At 67.8% G+C, this 16,244-nt stretch carries 15 protein-coding genes and 2 tRNA genes; 9 read left to right on the forward strand and 8 right to left on the reverse strand.

All coding sequences use genetic code 11. The features are described 5' to 3' along the window. Positions 1-87: 87 nt before the first annotated feature. Both tsf and rpsB read right to left on the reverse strand, forming a co-directional pair. A complete protein-coding gene (gene tsf, locus AC3ANR_RS13400; RefSeq protein WP_488288601.1) occupies positions 88-978 on the reverse strand; it encodes a translation elongation factor Ts in 891 nt (296 codons plus the stop codon). Between the two features lie 72 nt (positions 979-1,050). Next, entirely contained in the window at positions 1,051-1,803 is a 753-nt protein-coding gene (gene rpsB, locus AC3ANR_RS13405) for a 30S ribosomal protein S2 (protein WP_488288602.1), read from the reverse strand. 183 nt (positions 1,804-1,986) lie between these two features. Between rpsB and AC3ANR_RS13410 the strand changes: the two genes are divergently transcribed. From AC3ANR_RS13410 to AC3ANR_RS13420, 3 genes are all read left to right on the forward strand, one after another. After that, the gene (locus tag AC3ANR_RS13410; RefSeq protein ID WP_488288603.1) at positions 1,987-3,321 is read left to right on the forward strand and encodes an amidase; all 1,335 of its coding nucleotides are present in this window, start codon (positions 1,987-1,989) and stop codon (positions 3,319-3,321) included. A 28-nt stretch (positions 3,322-3,349) separates the two neighbouring features. Further along, on the forward strand, positions 3,350-4,621 hold the full coding sequence (locus tag AC3ANR_RS13415) for a D-amino acid dehydrogenase (RefSeq protein WP_488288604.1): 1,272 nt from the start codon (positions 3,350-3,352) through the stop codon (positions 4,619-4,621). Positions 4,622-4,863: 242 nt separating this feature from the next. Continuing rightward, entirely contained in the window at positions 4,864-6,294 is a 1,431-nt protein-coding gene (locus AC3ANR_RS13420; RefSeq protein WP_488288605.1) for an NAD(P)H-hydrate dehydratase, read from the forward strand. 6 nt (positions 6,295-6,300) lie between these two features. Here the strand turns inward: AC3ANR_RS13420 and AC3ANR_RS13425 are convergent, their stop codons facing one another. Together AC3ANR_RS13425 and rnr are read right to left on the reverse strand one after the other, a co-directional pair. Then, complete coding sequence (locus tag AC3ANR_RS13425) at positions 6,301-7,056, reverse strand: SDR family oxidoreductase (protein ID WP_488288606.1); 756 nt, start codon at positions 7,054-7,056, stop codon at positions 6,301-6,303. Between the two features lie 25 nt (positions 7,057-7,081). Then, entirely contained in the window at positions 7,082-9,304 is a 2,223-nt protein-coding gene (gene rnr, locus AC3ANR_RS13430) for a ribonuclease R (protein ID WP_488291812.1), read from the reverse strand. A gap of 55 nt (positions 9,305-9,359) precedes the next feature. Here rnr and AC3ANR_RS13435 point away from each other — a divergent pair. Then, a tRNA-Leu gene (locus tag AC3ANR_RS13435) sits at positions 9,360-9,444 on the forward strand. Positions 9,445-9,526: 82 nt separating this feature from the next. On the opposite strand, the gene rimO is transcribed toward AC3ANR_RS13435, so the two are convergent. Further along, complete coding sequence (gene rimO / locus AC3ANR_RS13440) at positions 9,527-10,909, reverse strand: 30S ribosomal protein S12 methylthiotransferase RimO (protein WP_488288607.1); 1,383 nt, start codon at positions 10,907-10,909, stop codon at positions 9,527-9,529. Positions 10,910-10,979: 70 nt separating this feature from the next. Beyond that, a complete protein-coding gene (gene phaR / locus AC3ANR_RS13445) occupies positions 10,980-11,498 on the reverse strand; it encodes a polyhydroxyalkanoate synthesis repressor PhaR (protein ID WP_488288608.1) in 519 nt (172 codons plus the stop codon). Positions 11,499-11,817: 319 nt separating this feature from the next. Between phaR and AC3ANR_RS13450 the strand changes: the two genes are divergently transcribed. Beyond that, positions 11,818-12,222: an RNA-binding protein gene (locus tag AC3ANR_RS13450; protein ID WP_488288609.1), complete on the forward strand. Its 405-nt coding sequence runs from the start codon at positions 11,818-11,820 to the stop codon at positions 12,220-12,222. A 36-nt stretch (positions 12,223-12,258) separates the two neighbouring features. On the opposite strand, the gene AC3ANR_RS13455 is transcribed toward AC3ANR_RS13450, so the two are convergent. Further along, entirely contained in the window at positions 12,259-12,591 is a 333-nt protein-coding gene (locus AC3ANR_RS13455) for a hypothetical protein (RefSeq protein WP_488288610.1), read from the reverse strand. A gap of 359 nt (positions 12,592-12,950) precedes the next feature. On the opposite strand from AC3ANR_RS13455, the gene xisR reads away from it, so the two are divergent. The 4 genes from xisR (at position 12,951) to AC3ANR_RS13475 (ending at position 15,904) form a co-directional block, all read left to right on the forward strand. Beyond that, positions 12,951-13,190: an excisionase family protein gene (gene xisR / locus AC3ANR_RS13460; protein WP_488288611.1), complete on the forward strand. Its 240-nt coding sequence runs from the start codon at positions 12,951-12,953 to the stop codon at positions 13,188-13,190. 177 nt (positions 13,191-13,367) lie between these two features. Continuing rightward, positions 13,368-14,480 carry a GmrSD restriction endonuclease domain-containing protein gene (locus AC3ANR_RS13465; protein WP_488288612.1) on the forward strand — a complete coding sequence of 371 codons (1,113 nt, stop codon included), beginning with the start codon at positions 13,368-13,370 and terminating at the stop codon, positions 14,478-14,480. Then, complete coding sequence (locus AC3ANR_RS13470) at positions 14,477-15,193, forward strand: HEPN domain-containing protein (protein ID WP_488288613.1); 717 nt, start codon at positions 14,477-14,479, stop codon at positions 15,191-15,193. Before AC3ANR_RS13465 ends, AC3ANR_RS13470 begins: the two co-directional genes overlap by 4 nt. Before the next feature lie 78 nt (positions 15,194-15,271). Next, positions 15,272-15,904, forward strand: a complete 633-nt coding sequence (locus AC3ANR_RS13475; RefSeq protein WP_488288614.1) for a hypothetical protein — start codon at positions 15,272-15,274, stop codon at positions 15,902-15,904. Between the two features lie 238 nt (positions 15,905-16,142). On the opposite strand, the gene AC3ANR_RS13480 is transcribed toward AC3ANR_RS13475, so the two are convergent. Beyond that, positions 16,143-16,219, reverse strand: a tRNA-Val gene (locus AC3ANR_RS13480). Positions 16,220-16,244 lie beyond the last annotated feature (25 nt).

Genomic DNA, 16,244 nt, shown 5'->3' on the forward strand with positions numbered 1-16,244 from the left:
GTGGACGGAATCGAGTTTAGCGGGGCTGGGTGCCCCCGGGGATCGCCCGGGGGTGGGAAAAGCCCGCGCTCGCGCGGGCTGCGGGCGTCAGGCGCCCTTGGCGGCCGCGACCTGCGCGGCGACTTCGGCGGCGAAGTCGTCGACCTTCTTCTCGATGCCCTCGCCCACCACGTACAGGGTGAAGCCCTTCACCGTGGTGTTGGCGGCCTTGAGCATCTGCTCCACGGTCTGCTTGTCGTTCTTCACGAACGGCTGGTTGAACAGCGAGACCTCCTTGAGGTACTTCTGCACCGAGCCTTCGATCATCTTGGCGGCGATGTCGGCGGGCTTGCCCGACTCGGCGGCCTTGGCGGTGGCGACGTTGCGCTCCTTCTCGATCAGCTCGGCCGGCACGTCGGCGCTGGTCAGCGCCACCGGCTTCATGGCGGCCACGTGCATGGCCACGTCCTTGGCGGCCACCTCGTCGCCCTCGTACTCGACGACCACGCCGATGCGGGTGCCGTGCAGGTACGACGCCAGCTTGCTGCCGCCGTCGAAGCGCTTGAAGCGGCGGAAGCTCATGTTCTCGCCGATCTTGCCGATCAGGCCCTTGCGCACGTCTTCCAGCGTGGGGCCGAAGCCGTCCTGGCTGTAGGGCAGCGCGCCCAGCGCGGCGACGTCGGCCGGGTTGCTCTTGGCGATGAGCTCGGCGGCGGCCTTGGCCATCGCGGTGAAGCTGTCGTTCTTGGTGACGAAGTCGGTCTCGCAGTTGACCTCGAGCAGCGCGCCGGTCGTGCCCTGGATGCTGGCGGCGACCACGCCCTCCGCGGTGATCCGCGCGGCGGCCTTGCCGGCCTTGTTGCCGAGCTTGACGCGCAGCAGCTCCTCGGCCTTGTCCATGTTGCCCTCGGCCTCGGTGAGCGCCTTCTTGCACTCCATCATCGGGGCGTCGGTCTTGGCGCGCAGTTCGGCGACCATGCTTGCGGTGATTGCTGCCATGTTCAGGATCCTTTCAGAATTCGGACGGTAAAAAGGGGCCCGAGAGCCCCTTCCTTCGGGTGCGGATGGCGATCAGGCGCCGGCGCCTTCTTCGACCTCGACGAACTCGTCGCTGCCTTCCTTGACGGCGCGGGCGACGTCACTGACGGCGTTGGCGCGGCCTTCCAGCACGGCGTCGGCGATGCCGCGGGCATACAGCGTCACGGCCTTGGCCGAGTCGTCGTTGCCGGGGATGACGTAGTCGATGCCCTCGGGCGAGTGGTTGGAGTCGACCACGCCCACCAGCGGGATGCCCAGCTTCTTGGCCTCGGACACGGCGATCTTGTGGAAGCCCACGTCGATCACGAAGATGGCATCGGGCAGGCTGTTCATGTCCTGGATGCCGCCGATGTCCTTCTCGAGCTTGTCCATCTCGCGTTGGAACATCAGCTGTTCCTTCTTGCTCATCGACTCGAGGCCGGCTTCCTGCTGGGCCTTCATGTCCTTCAGGCGCTTGATCGAGGTCTTGACCGTCTTGAAGTTGGTGAGCATGCCGCCCAGCCAGCGCTGGTCGACGAAGGGCACGCCGGCGCGGCGGGCCTCGGTGGCGACGATCTCGCGCGCCTGGCGCTTGGTGCCCACCATCAGGATGGTGCCGCGGTTGGCCGACAGCTGCTTCACGAACTTCATCGCGTCCTGGAACATCGGAAGCGACTTTTCCAGGTTGATGATGTGGATCTTGTTGCGATGGCCGAAGATGAACGGGGCCATCTTGGGGTTCCAGAAGCGGGTTTGGTGGCCGAAATGGACACCGGCTTCCAGCATTTCGCGCATGGAGACTGCCATGAGAATTTCCTAGGTTGGGTCTAGAATCCGCCCCGCAATCACGAAGGCCCGCCTGGGACCGCCGCGACACCTGGTTGGAACGGATTCGCGATTCGCTTCGCTGGTCAAGCGGCCCTTGCACCGTGCAAATGCCACCCAGCAAAACCGCAGGATTCTAGCATAGCCCGCCCGCTTCCCCTCCCCATGGACGACCTCATCGCCACCCGTGCCCAGCTCGAGCGCGGGCGCACCAGCAGCGAGGCCGAACTCGACCGCGCGCTCGCCATCGCCCGCTCGCCCGCCTGCGACCGCGCCTTCATCGCCCTCTCCCCTTCCGCCCGCCAGCAGGCCACGCGGCCCGGCGTCGGGCAGCTTCCGCTGGCCGGGCTGGCGGTCTCGGTCAAGGACCTGTTCGACGTGCAGGGCGAGGTCACCGCCGCCGGCTCGACCGTGCTGGCCGACGCCGCGCCCGCCGCGCGGGACAGCGGGGCCGTCGCGCGGCTGCGCGCCGCCGGCGCCACGCTCCTGGGCCGCACCAACATGACCGAGTTCGCGTTCTCGGGCGTGGGCGTGAACCCGCACCTGGGCACGCCGGCCAACCCGGCCGACACGGACAAGCCGCGCATCCCGGGCGGCTCATCGTCCGGCGCGGCCGTGTCGGTGGCCACCGGCGCGGCGTTCATCGGCCTGGGCTCCGACACCGGCGGCTCGATCCGCATCCCCGCCGCGCTGTGCGGCATCGTCGGCTTCAAGAACACCGCCCGCCTCACGCCGCTGGACGGCGCCGTGCCGCTGTCCACCACGCTCGACACCGCCTGCGCCATGACGCGCTCGGTGCGCGACGCCGTGCTCGCGCACGAGGTGTTGGCGGCGCGCCGCGTCGCCCTGGCCGGCAAGCCGCTCGCGCAGGCCCGCTTCGGGGTCGCGCGCACGCAGATGCTCGACGGCCTGGACCTGCCGGTCGCGCGTGCGTTCGAGTCCGCCCTTCGCGCGCTGCGCGACGCCGGCGCGCGCGTGGAAGAGATCCCCCTGGACGAGATCCGCGACCTGGGCGCCATCCAGGCCACCGGCGGCTTCTCCGCCGCCGAGAGCTACGCCTGGCACCGCCAGCTGCTCGCCCGCCGCGGCGACGGCTACGACCCGCGCGTGCGCACGCGCATCGAGCGCGGCGCGGCGATGAAGGCCTGGGAATACCTCGACCTGGTCCGCGCCCGCGCCGACTGGATCGCGCGCGTCGAGCAGGCCCTGGCCGGCTACGACGCCGTGCTCTCGCCCACCGTGCCCATCGTCGCGCCGGCCATCGCCGACGTCGCGCCGGGCACCGAGCGCGACGAGGCCTTCTTCCGCACCAATGCGCTCCTGCTGCGCAACACGAGCGTCGTCAACATGCTCGATGGCTGCGCGCTGTCCGTGCCGTGCCACGCGCCCGGGAGCCTGCCGGTGGGCCTGATGCTGTGGCAGGGTCCGATGCGCGACGACGCCCTCCTGGACCTCGGCCTCGCCGTCGAAGCCGCCCTGCAGGGCGTGCGTCGCGGATGACCGGCCGCATCGGAAGGAGCGCCGCACCTTGAAGGTCGCCGTCATCGGCGCCGGCATCGTCGGCGTCACCACGGCCTACGAGCTGGCCGCGGACGGGCACGAAGTCACCGTGTTCGAGCGCCGCGGAGCCGTGGCCGAGGAAACCAGCTTCGCCAACGCCGGCGTCGTCGCGCCGGGCTACGTCACGCCGTGGGCCGCGCCCGGCATGCCGGCCAAGGTGCTGCGCCACCTGTTCAGCCGGCACGCGCCGGTGCGCGTGAGCTGGCCGCTCTCGGGCGCCGAGATCCGCTGGATGTGGCAGTGGTGGCAGCACTGCGACCTGCCGACCTACCTGGCCAACCGGGCGCGCCTGCAGCGGCTGGCCTTCTACAGCCGCGAGCGGCTGCACTGGCTGACCGATTCGCTGCAGCTCGAGTACGACCGCAGCCCGGGCTACATGGTGCTGCTGCGCTCGGAGAAGGACCAGCGCATGGTGCAGCCCGGGCTGCAGGTGCTGCGCGAGGCCGGCGTCGCCCTCCACGAGATCGACGCGGCGCAGGCGCGCCACGTCGAGCCGGCGCTGAACCCCGACACGCCCTTCATCGGCGCCGTGCACCTCCCGGACGACGAGGCGGCCAACTGCCGCCAGTTCGCGCTGCTGCTCAAGGACGCGGCCCGCGGCGTGGGCGCCCGGTTCGAGTTCAACACCTCGGTGCAGCCGCTGGACGCGGCGCGGCCCGCCAGCCTGGTGGTGCAGGCCGAGGGCGGCGCGCCACAGCGGCGCGACTTCCATGCGGTGGTCGTGTGCGGCGGCGTCGACTCGGCGCTGCTGCTGCGGCCGCTCGGCCTGCAACTGCCGCTGGCGCCCGTGCACGGCTACTCGATCAGTGCGCCGATTCGCGAGGCGCTCAACGCGCCGCGCAGCGCGCTGATGGACGAGCGCTACAAGGTGGCGATCACCCGCCTCGGCCGGCGCGTGCGCGTGGCCGGCAGCGCGGAGATCGGCGGCTCGCCGCACCACCGGCACCCGGCCGCCCTGCAGACCCTGTACAAGGTGCTGCACGACTGGTTCCCCGGCGCCGCGCAGTTGTCCAACACCGGCGCCGCCGTGCAGGAGTGGAAGGGCGCGCGGCCGATGCTCCCCGACGGCCCGCCGGTGCTGGGCGCCACCGGCATCCCGGGCGTCTGGGTCAACCTCGGGCACGGCTCGAGCGGCTGGGCGCTGGCCTGCGGCAGCGCGCGCGTCGTCGCCGACCTGATGTCCGGCCACGAGCCCTTGCTGGACATCGAAGGCCTGGGCATGGAGCGCCTCGCCACCTGAGGCGCCGTGGGCCCCGGGCGAGGCCCGAGGTGTTCGAAGGACGTCGCTGGATGCCGGGTCGAGCCCGGCATGACAGCGTGCGGGCTGGTCAGGGTGAAGGCTCGTCATTGCGGGCTCGACCCGCAATCCAGTCCGGACGCCCGACATCCGCGCGTCGGACGATGCCGCCGGCCCGTCGCCCCAAAGCTTGCCGTGGCGGCCTCGCGCCGCCGTCCCGTTCGGCGCCGTCGCACAATCGCGCCATGCACCCGGTCACGCCCGAGCGTCCCTGGCCCCTGTTCGACGTGGCCGCCACGCGGCGCATCGAGCAGGCCGCGGCGGCGCAACTCCCGCCGCACGCGCTCATGCAGCGCGCCGGGCTCGCCACGGCGCGCCTCGCGCTGGCGGTCGCGCCCCATGCCAGGCGCATCTGGGTGGCCTGCGGGCCTGGCAACAACGGCGGCGACGGCATGGAGGCCGCCGTCCACCTGCGCCGCTGGGGCAAGCACGTCACGCTCACGCTGTTCGGCGCGCCCGACGCGCTGCCCGCCGACGCAGCCGCGGCCTGGGCCAGGTGCACGCAAGCCGGCATCGGCGCCAGCGCGCAGCCGCCTTCGGACTGGGACCTCTGCCTGGACGCCCTGCTGGGCATCGGCGCGAGCCGCCCGCTGCAGGGCGAACTCGCGGCCACTGTCGATCGCATCAACGCGGCGGGCAACCCCGTGCTGTCCATCGACATCCCGAGCGGCCTGGGCGCCGACACCGGCACGGGCGCGTCGGTGCGCGCACGCCACACCCTGAGCCTGCTGGCCCTCAAGCCGGGGCTGTTCACCGGCGGCGGGCGCGACGCGGCGGGCCGGGTCTGGTTCGACGACCTCGGCGTGGCGCCGGGGGAGCCCGCCACCGCCCTCCTCGCCGGCCCGCCGGCCGCCGGCGAGCGCCTGCATGCCACGCACAAGGGCAGCTACGGCGACGTCGCCGTGATCGGCGGCGCGCCGGGCATGGGGGGCGCCGCCGTCCTCGCCGCGCGCGCCGCGCTGCATGCCGGCGCGGGCCGCGTGTTCCTGTGCCCGCTCGATCCCGCGGCCGAGCGCCTGGTCGGCCAGCAGCCGGAGCTGATGGTGCGCGACTGGGCGCGCCTGCCCCTGGAGGCCATGGCGGTCGCCTGCGGCTGTGGTGGCGGCAGCGCGGTGGCCGCGGTGCTGGACGACGTCCTGGCGCGCGCGAAGGCGCTGGTGCTCGATGCCGACGGCCTGAACGCCGTCGCGGCGCAGGCCGCGCTGCAGGACCGGCTGCGCGAGCGCGCGGCGGCCGGCCATCCGACGGTGTTGACGCCGCACCCCCTCGAAGCGGCGCGGCTGCTGGCGATCGGCACGTCCGACGTGCAGGCGGACCGCGTGCGGGCCGCGTCGACCCTCGCGCGGCGATTCGGCTGCACCGTCGTGCTCAAGGGGTCGGGCACCGTGATCGCGGGCCCGGGACGGCCGCCGGCGATCAACCCCACCGGCAATGCCCGGCTCGCCACGGGCGGCACCGGCGACGTGCTGGCCGGCATGGTGGCCGCGGCCCTGGCGGCCGGGCTCGCGCCCTTCGACGCCGCCTGCGCGGCGGTGTACCGGCACGGCCTGATCGCCGACCGCTGGCCGGCGGACCGGACGCTCACGGCCGGCGCGCTGACGCAGCAGCAGGGCTGACGGCCGTCAGCCGCGCCCCACGAAGGGCATCTTGGTGGCCATCACTGTGTGGAACAGCACGTTGGCTTCCAGCGGCAGGTTGGCCATGTAGAGCACGGACTGGCCGACGATGGCCGCGTCCATGAGCGGCTCCGCCGCGATCTCGCCATTGGCCTGCGGCACGCCCTTGGCCATGCGCGCCGCCATGTCCGTCATGGCGTTGCCGATGTCGATCTGGCCGACCGCGATGTCGTGCTTGCGGCCATCGAGCGAAGCCGCCTTGGTGAGCCCGGTCACAGCGTGCTTGGTCGCCGTGTAGGCGATCGAGTTCGGCCGCGGCGCGTGGGCCGAGATCGAGCCGTTGTTGATGATGCGCCCACCCTGCGGCGACTGCGCCTTCATGACGCGGAATGCCTGCTGGATGGCGTAGAACATGCCATTGAGGTTGGTGTCGACGACCTGCTTCCAGGTCTCGACCGGCAGCTCGTCGAGCGGCACGCCGGGCGCGCCGATGCCGGCGTTGTTGAACAGCAGGTCGACTCGGCCCCAGGCGGCCACCGCGCGGTCGAACAGGGCCTTCACCGACGCCGGGTCGGTGACGTCCGTGGGCACCGGCAGGCAACGGTCGCCCGCCCCCGATTCGCGTGCCACCGCCTCCAGTGCGTCCTGCCGGCGGCCCGCCAGCGCGACGCGCCAGCCGTCGGCCAGCAGGGCGAGCGCAGCGGCCCGGCCCACGCCGCTGCCGGCCCCCGTGACGATGGCGATGCGTGCAGTCTTGTTCATCTTCGTGGTCTCCTCGTTCGGCCGTTCAACGGCGGCCCTTGCGTCCCTTGGGCTTGTTGGCGACGGCTTTCTTCACCGCCGCGCGCAGGGACTGGACCGGGCCGCGGTCCGCGCCCTTGGCCGCCGACTTGCGGCTGGCGCGCTTGGCCGCGGAGGTGCCCGCCGGACCGCCCGGCACGCCCTTGTCGCGCATGGCGCGGGACTCCAGCTCGTCGCCCTCGCGCACCAGGCGGAAGTCGATGCGGCGGCCATCCAGGTCGACGCGGCTGACCTGCACGCGCACGCGGGTGCCGATGGCGTAGCGGATGCCGGTGCGCTCGCCGCGCAGCTCCTGCCGCGCCTCGTCGAACTTGAAGTACTCGCCCCCCAGCTCGGTGATGTGCACCAGGCCCTCGACGTACAGCTGGTCCAGCGTGACGAAGATGCCAAAGCTGGTGGCCGCGCTGACGACGCCGCCGTATTCCTCGCCGAGGTGCTCGCGCATGTACTTGCACTTGAGCCAGGCCTCGACGTCGCGGCTGGCTTCGTCGGCACGTCTCTCGTTGGCGCTGCAGTGCAGGCCGGCGGCCTCCCAGGCCTGCACTTCGCGGCTGGGCGGCGCGGCGGGCTTTTTCAGCTTCTGCCCCGGCGGGGCGACGCGGCTGGCCAGTCGGCGCGCGAGCTTCTCGTGCGCCTCGCCCGGGGTGGGCAGCACCGGCAGCGTGTAGTGGCGCTTGCCGAGGATCGCCTTGATGACGCGGTGCACCAGCAGGTCCGGGTAGCGCCGGATCGGGCTGGTGAAGTGCGTGTAGGCGTCGTAGGCCAGGCCGAAGTGGCCGCTGTTGATCGGCGTGTAGATCGCCTGCTGCATGGAGCGCAGCAGCATGGTCTGGATCTGCTGCGCGTCGGGGCGCTCGCGGGTCGCCTCGGCGATCTTCTGGAACTCCGCCGGCATGGGCTCGTCGCTGATCGACAGGCCCACGCCCATGGCCTTGAGGTAGTTGCGCAGGATCTCCTTCTTCTCCGGCGTCGGCCCCTCGTGCACGCGGTACACGCCCGGGTGCTTGCCTTCCTGGATGAAGTCGGCCGCGCAGACGTTGGCGGCCAGCATCGACTCCTCGATCAGCCGGTGCGCCTCGTTGCGCGTGCGCGGCACGATCTTCTCGATGCGGCCGCTCTCGTCGCAGACGATCTGTGTCTCGGTGGTCTCGAAGTCGACGGCGCCACGCGCCTGCCGCGCCTTGAGCAACGCGCGATAGACGTCGTGCAGGTTGATCAGGTCGCCCACGCGGTCCTTGCGGCGCTGGGCCTCGGGGCCGCGCGTGTTGGCCAGGATGGCCGCCACCTCGGTGTACGTGAAGCGCGCGTGGCTCCACATCACGCCCGGATAGAACTGGTAGGCCTGGATCTCGCCGTTGGCGGTGATCAGCATGTCGCAGACCATGCAGAGGCGGTCGACCTCGGGGTTGAGCGAGCACAGGCCGTTGGACAGCTTCTCCGGCAGCATCGGGATCACCCGGCGCGGGAAGTAGACGCTGGTCGCGCGTTCGTACGCATCGACGTCGATCGCGCTGCCGGTCTCCACGTAGTGGCTGACGTCGGCGATGGCGACCAGCAGCCGCCAGCCCTTGCCGCGGCCGACCTTGGCCGGCTCGCAGTACACCGCGTCGTCGAAGTCGCGCGCGTCCTCGCCGTCGATGGTGACCAGCGGCACGTCGGTGAGGTCCACCCGGTGCCGGCGGTCGGCCGGTCGCACCTTGTCGGGCAGCGTGCGGGCCATGGCGATGCAGGCCTCGCTGAACTCGTGCGGCACGCCGTACTTGCGCACGGCGATCTCGATCTCCATGCCGGGGTCGTCGATCTCGCCCAGCACCTCCTTGATGCGGCCGACCGGCTGCCCGTACAGGCTGGGCGGCTCGGTCAGTTCGACCACCACCACCTGCCCCGCCTTGGCGGTGCCGGTGGCCCCCTTGGGGATCAGCACGTCCTGGCCGTAGCGCTTGTCCTCGGGGGCGACGAGCCAGACGCCGCTCTCGTGCAGCAGGCGGCCGATGATCGGCTGCGGCGGCCGCTCGACGATCTCGACGACCCGGCCCTCCGGGCGACCCTTGCGGTCGTGCCGGACGATGCGGGCGCGCACGCGGTCCTTGTGCAGCACCGCCCGCATCTCGTTGGGAGGAAGATAGACGTCGGTCTCGCCGTCGTCCCGGACCACGTAGCCATGGCCATCGCGATGACCCTGGATGACGCCCTCGATTTCATCGAGCAGCCCGGTTGTTCGTTGTTCTGTATTTTTGATGCTAGAATCCCTTCTTTCCTGAAATGCCCAGGTGGCGGAATTGGTAGACGCACTAGTTTCAGGTACTAGCGAGTAACATCGTGGAGGTTCGAGTCCTCTCCTGGGCACCAAGACAATGATAAAGCCGGCTTTGCCGGCTTTGTTCTTTCCGCAAGCCGCCTGCGCCCGCAGGCGGCTTTTTTGTTGCGGCGGTCAGACCGGCAGCCCGACGAGGTCGTGGCCCTCGGTCGCCACGATGCGGGCGCGCGTGAACTCGCCCACCTTCAGCTGCTTGCTGAGCTTTTCCGGCGGCAGCAGGCGCACCGTGCCGTCGATCTCCGGCGCGTCCGCATAGCTGCGGCCGACGCCGCCCTTGCGCCCGAGCCCCGGCGCCGAATCCACCAGCACCTGCATCGTCGCGCCCACGCGGCGCCGCAGCCGCGCGGCCGAGACCTGCTCGGCCACCTCCATGAAGCGGGCGCGCCGCTCCTCGCGCACCTGCGCCGGCAGCATGCCCGGCAGCTCGTTGGCCGCCGCGCCCTCGACCGGGCTGTAGGCAAAGCAGCCGGCCCGGTCGATCTGTGCCTCGCGCACGAAGTCCAGCAGGTGCTGGAATTCCGCCTCGGTCTCGCCGGGGAAGCCGGCGATGAAGGTGCTGCGCACCACCAGTTCCGGGCAGGCCTCGCGCCATTTCTGCAGGCGCTCCAGGTTGCGCTCGCCGCTGGCCGGCCGCTTCATGCGGCGCAGCACGTCGGGATGGCTGTGCTGGAACGGCACGTCCAGGTACGGCAGCACCGCCCCCGTGGCCATCAGCGGCAGCACTTCGTCGACATGGGGGTACGGATAGACATAGTGCAGGCGGACCCAGGCGCCGTGCGGCTGCGCGAGTTCGCCCAGCGCCTGCACGAGGTCCAGCATGCGCGTCTTCACCGGCCGGCCGTCGAAGAAGCCGGTGCGGTACTTCACGTCGACGCCGTAGGCCGAGGTGTCCTGGCTCACGACCAGCAGTTCCTTGACCCCCGACTCGAACAGCGCCCGCGCCTCCTTGAGCACGTCACCCACCGGCCTGCTTACCAGGTCGCCGCGCATCGACGGGATGATGCAGAAGGTGCAGCGGTGGTTGCAGCCCTCGCTGATCTTCAGGTACGCATAGTGCCTGGGCGTGAGCTTGATGCCGGCCGCCGGCACCAGGTCGATGAACGGATCGTGCGGCTTGGGCAGGTGCGTGTGCACCGCGTCCATCACCTCCTGCGTCGCATGCGGGCCGGTGACGGCCAGCACCGACGGGTGGACCTCCCGCACCATGTTGCCGCCGCCCTCGCCCGCGCGCGCGCCGAGGCAGCCGGTGACGATCACCTTGCCGTTCTCGGCCAAGGCCTCGCCGATGGTGTCCAGGCTCTCCTTGACGGCGTCGTCGATGAAGCCGCAGGTGTTGACGATGACGAGGTCGGCGCCCTCGAAGGTCTTGGACGTGCTGTAGCCCTCGGCCGACAGCTGGGTGAGGATCAGCTCGGAATCGGTCAGGGCCTTGGGACAGCCGAGGCTCACGAAGCCGACCTTCGGCGTCGCGGTCCCGGCAGGGGTGGTATCGCTCATGTTCATTCGATTGTCCCGAAGCGCGAAAGGCCGGGGTTCGCCCGGCCTTTCGCCTTCGGTGCGCGCCTTGTCAGCGCTTGGTGGTCAGCCCGAAGGCCATCTGCATCTGTTCCTGCATCTTGTCGAACATGCTCTTGGACTGCTCGACGTAATTGCCCATCAGCCCCTGCATCATCGGGTTCTGCATGCTCATGAACTGCGCCCACATCTCGGGCGTCAGCTGCTTGGACTGGTCGGCCAGCTTGGCCTGGATCTCGGTGAACGCCTGCACGTTCTTCTCGAGGTAGCTGCCCATGAAGGCCTGCGCGGCGTGTCCGTAGAACCGGATGATGTTGGCGAGGGCCGCCTCGCTGAACATCGGCGCGCCGCCGGCCTCTTCCTCGAGGATGATCTGCAGCAGGATGCTGCGCGTCAGGTCCTCGTTGCTCTTGGCGTCCCGGACCACGAACGGCTCGTTGTCCAGCACCAGTTGCTTCACCTCCGCGAGGGTGATGTAGCTCGAGGTGTCGGTGTCGTAGAGGCGCCGGTTCGGGTACTTCTTGATCACGCGCTGCGCCGGCTTGGCGGCACTGGCCTTCTTGCTTTGCACGGGGGCAACTCCTGGCGTACTTGGCGCCTCACGCGCGGTTTGCGCGGTGCAGCAGATTCTAGGAAGCCGCCGTTGCGCTGCGCCACAGGTTTACCCTACGGTGGCAGCAGGCCTGCGCCGGCGGGCCGCCGAGCGCGATCAGGCGCCTATTGTACCGGCCGGGCGAGGCTGAGCCTTTTCCGCCCCGCCTGCCTGGCACCGGGGGCGCCCGTGGCGGCGCCGTCGCCCGTGGCGGCGCCGTGTTACCACTCGTGCCGAAGACGCGTTGACGCGCGCACGCGGCAGGCGCACGCTGGCCCATTCGTCAAGGAGGTTCGCGATGCAAGCATTCCACCTGGAACGCCACATGATGTCGCTGCTCGGCGACTTCTACCCGACCGGCCACCTGGTCGTCATGGTGCCCTCCGAGGCCCACGCGCGGTCGGCGGAAGCCCTGCTGGCGCGCGACGGCTACGACACCAACACCGTGCTGCTGCTCACGCCCCAGGATGTGCTGGACGTCGTCCACCGGTTCGACGGCCACGACCTGGCCCTGCCCTCGGTCGGGACGGAGGAAGACACGGCCCGGCACTTCGCGACGCTGGCGCGCGAGGGCCACCACGCGCTGCTGATCCCGGTGCGCGATGCCCGCACCTCCGAGCGCGTGATGGCCAGCCTGAAGGATGCGCAGGTGTCGTACGCCGTGCGCTACCGGCACTTCGTGATCGAGGACCTGGTCGCCTGAGCGCCTGGCCTCCCCGCTTGCGCACCGCTTCGGCGCTCAGCCCATCTGCTTCTTGAGGCTGGAGATCTCGTCGTGCGCGCGCTTGACCGCCTGCTGCGCCTGCGGATCGACCTTGATCCCCGAGGCGCGGCACACCTGCACGGCGCGGTCGCCCGACTGTTCCAGCTGCATCACCTGCTGGCGCAGGCTGTCCTGGCCGGCCTGCTGCTGCGAGCCCGCCGCCTGCTGGACCTGCCGCGCCTGCTGGTGCAGCGTCTCCACGCTCTGGCGCAGGTCGTCGGGAACCGACCCCGCCTGCACGGCGCGCTTGGCCTCGTCGACCGCCTGTTCGATGCGATCGATGCTCTGCTTCAACTGTTCCGTCTGCATGTGCCTGGCTCCTTCGTTCGCGCCCAGGAGGGGCGCAGGGCCATTGCACGCGGCGATCGCGGGCCGGGCTGCCGGACACCGGTTGCGCGCCTTGTCGTCATCGACCGACTGGGCCGTTCCGTGGCGCCGCCCATCCTGTCGCGGGAATGCAAAAAGCCCCTGCTTCCGGAACCGGAAACAGGGGCCTTCATGGCATCTGGTAGGCGCGATTGGACTCGAAGAAAAAACACCAATCGCAACGAATGACAACCTCGCATTATAGCCCGCTGCGATTGCACCAGACATCACACCTAGCTGATCTACTGGGCTGAGCGAAGCAACTAAATTACCTGTATAAAAATACAGGTAAGAGGTTCGCTATGCCCAAGCCCCAGAAGATCGCGCGCGCCTGCCCGAGTGATGAGCCGCCACTCGTTCCATCGCGCTGTGTGACGATCTCTCTCGCCGCTGCTTGCACCGGCCTCACCGTGAAGGCCATCGAAGCAAAGATCGCACGAGGCGTATGGGCCGAAGGACTGCATTACTACAGGGCACCCGATGGGCGCATATACGTCGATTTAGTCGGGTTCGATAGGTGGGTCCGAGGAGAGTGGACCTAGTCGCCTCGGTAAGACTGACGCCGGTTCTTCATAGGCTTATCCCACGGTCGTGTCGCGGTCCTGTCCGCCGCAGCCTGGAACACCTCAGCTCGCATTGGCGCTCGAGATTGCGCCGGTTGAAATGCGGATGAGCCCCGATACACTCCCACACAGATTGCGATCTGGAAGGAGCAGCCCGTGGCAGTGAAGAAAAAGATCTTGAGCCAAGACCAAGAGGCCCTTGCGGATGCTCTTTTTCCCGCCGAAGTCGATGAAGACTTCGAGGAGGCAATTCTCTCTATCCCGCCTGAGAAGCGTGTTCTCCGAACGGAGCACTACGACTTCGCCGTTGCGACCCTCATAGGAATGATGGACAAAGGCGAGGTTGCAATCCCAGAGTTCCAGCGTAGGTATGTTTGGAGCGATCGGCAGGCTTCTCGCTTGATCGAATCCTTAATCATCCAGTGTCCCATCCCAGTCCTCTACATGAACCAAGAGCGAGACGAAACGTTCTCGGTCATTGATGGCAACCAGCGTCTAAACAGCTTGCGTCGTTTTCTGAAAGGCGAGTTCGCGCTGTCCGGGCTCACGAGCTATCCGGAACTCGCGGGACTGAGCTACTCGCAGCTTGACGTTCGCTTTCAACGTCACATCAGCAATCGGGTCCTCAGATGCACGGTGATCTTGAAGGAGACGCATCCTCAGGTGAAGTTCGACGTGTTCGAGCGGCTGAACTCGGGCGCCGTCGCTCTAACCAGACAAGAACTTCGGCACGGTCTGTACTACGGAACTCTGCTCAAGCGGGCCTCGCAAACAGCGAAGGAACTGAAGCTCGAATCGCACTTGGGCACCCGCAAAGACAAGCGCATGAAGGCTGAGGAGCTAGTTGTCAGATTCTGGGCGCTAAGTCACAGCCTCGGCGCCTACGAGAAGCCTCTGGCCACCTTCATCACAAACTTCGCCGAGACGAATCGAAACCCGGGAACTGACGAACTCGACCAACTTGCAGACGGCATCAAGACAGCGTTCGCCAGGGCGACCGAGCTGTTTGGCCAACATGCCTTCACCTTCTCAAAAGACGGCCGATCTAAGTTCAACGCCGCTGTGTTTGATGCTCAGATGCTCGCCTGCGGAAAACTCAGCGCCGCTAAGTTCGACGATCTCAAGAAGAAAGTGGGCGTCGTGCGAGCGGAGTACGAAGCTCTTCAAAAGAACACAGAGTTCATCCGTAGCGTGACACTGGCGACGAGCGACAAAGCCGCCTTGCAGGGCCGCATCCACAAGGTAACAACGCTACTCAGAAATCTATGAGCTACCGACAGAGTCGGGCTCGACGCTCGTTCGAGTTGCAGTTGAATCAGGCGCTAAGCGAACTGGTTCCGCTCTACAAGCAGTCGCAACAGGTGGGCGGAGGAACGCGACTACTGGCTGCCTACTACGTATTCGCCTTCGCGCAACTAGAGGTATACGTCAGAAGCATTGTGGAAGACTCCTTGGCGGCCGTGCAGTCAACAAACCCCGCCTTTGACAAGTGGCCTGACCTAATGCTTGCGTACCTTCTTCACAAAGGGTCCAACTTAGCGGCCGAGTACCGGAAGTTCGGGATTGGTGAAGATGAGCATGCCATCTTGAGTAAGGTGGCGGAGGTCGCCAGACAGATCGCTGCTTGGGGCGCCGGTGGCCCTGCTCCAACTGCAGTTGATGCCGCCGCCTTTCTCGATAAGAAGAAGTACCCGTCCCCCAACAATCTTCCCCAACTGTTTCGTAGGCTTGGGGTCAAGCAGATTTGGGCCGTCGTGAGCGCCACAGGCAAGATGAACAGCGAGTTCATCCTGACGTCGTTGAACGATCTCAGAACGGACATCGCTCACGAAGGCAAAGTGCCGCCGGGATTCAGCCTTGCTGATTTTCGGGATCGGCTCGAGCAGATGAGGCGCTTCGCCGCTGCTCTGGATCGCGCGCTGGCCAATCACTTCTGCTCGAAGGTGATGGCACGGTCGGTATGGAACGCCTCAGTCGTGTAGCCCTGGCGCGCCTCTAGCGAAGCACTAGCCACGGGCGCATGAGAGCGCTTCTCTTTTGCGACTACAGGAGGCAAGTCAGTGAGCGGACAACCCAAAAAATTGCCTGAGGGCGGATTCCGTCGGCCTGTACTCGATCCACCTGACGAGGTCTCAACGCTTGTCGGTCGCGTGGTCGCACATTGGTCGTTCTTAGAGTGGCTGCTGCGCCAATGCACCTACACCCTGCTCGGCATCACGGACATACTCGGGCGAGTGGCAGTGCGCGATCCAAGGCCAGAAGAGCATGTCCGAATGATCCAGGAGCTGATGGAACTGGCGGGCTTCACTACTACCGTCAAACTTACCGAGTTGATGGAAGACCTGCGTTCGATTAAAAACCTGCGGGACAGCATCGTCCACGGCGTCTGGACGGAGAACATCGAGACTGGCCGACTGACGATCTTTGTTGACTCTGGGAACTGGACCCCACCCAAGATGCATGGGAAGGTGAGCCGGCGCGTTGTTCCAGAGGCGCGCGAAATAAATGCCGAGGGCCTAGAGTCTGTCCGGTCCGGTATTCATGAGGCGGCTCATCAGGTACAGCATCTCCTGATGGAACTGGAAAAGCAGGTGCTTGCATCGAACGGAACATATCCACCTGCACGTCCCTTGGGTCGTCGCGTCGATGATCCCAAAACAGGTACTTCGCAGCCCCGGCGTTCGGGTAGCTGATACCCACTCGCACGAACCCGTCCAAGCTCCAGGACACCAACCGCCTAACGTGCTGCGCGGCCACCGAGGCGTGCCGAGCTCAGGCGAAATAGGAGCCATTTTGTTGAGTTGCTGAGACTCAAGCTCGGCAAAAAAAGAAGCCGGCTCATCAGAGCCGGCTTCATCATTGCTGTTTTTCCCCGGATTTTCCCAAAAGACTCAGCAGGAGCCCTAAGTTGTTGATTTTAAAGGGAAAATTTGGTAGGCGCGATTGGACTCGAACCAACGACCCCCACCATGTCAAGGTGGTGCTCTAACCAGCTGAGCTACGCGCCTGGGTCTTGAAGCATGAGATTGTAGC

Source organism: Ramlibacter sp. JJN2-2R (assembly GCF_057747835.1).

Coding starts and splice junctions, on each gene's coding strand:
- tsf (WP_488288601.1), bottom strand. CDS start 978: ATGGCAGCAATCACCGCAAGCATGGTCGCCGAACTGCGCGCCAAGACC.
- rpsB (WP_488288602.1), bottom strand. CDS start 1,803: ATGGCAGTCTCCATGCGCGAAATGCTGGAAGCCGGTGTCCATTTCGGC.
- AC3ANR_RS13410 (WP_488288603.1), top strand. CDS start 1,987: ATGGACGACCTCATCGCCACCCGTGCCCAGCTCGAGCGCGGGCGCACC.
- AC3ANR_RS13420 (WP_488288605.1), top strand. CDS start 4,864: ATGCACCCGGTCACGCCCGAGCGTCCCTGGCCCCTGTTCGACGTGGCC.
- AC3ANR_RS13425 (WP_488288606.1), bottom strand. CDS start 7,056: ATGAACAAGACTGCACGCATCGCCATCGTCACGGGGGCCGGCAGCGGC.
- rimO (WP_488288607.1), bottom strand. CDS start 10,909: ATGAGCGATACCACCCCTGCCGGGACCGCGACGCCGAAGGTCGGCTTC.
- AC3ANR_RS13450 (WP_488288609.1), top strand. CDS start 11,818: ATGCAAGCATTCCACCTGGAACGCCACATGATGTCGCTGCTCGGCGAC.
- AC3ANR_RS13455 (WP_488288610.1), bottom strand. CDS start 12,591: ATGCAGACGGAACAGTTGAAGCAGAGCATCGATCGCATCGAACAGGCG.
- xisR (WP_488288611.1), top strand. CDS start 12,951: ATGCCCAAGCCCCAGAAGATCGCGCGCGCCTGCCCGAGTGATGAGCCG.
- AC3ANR_RS13470 (WP_488288613.1), top strand. CDS start 14,477: ATGAGCTACCGACAGAGTCGGGCTCGACGCTCGTTCGAGTTGCAGTTG.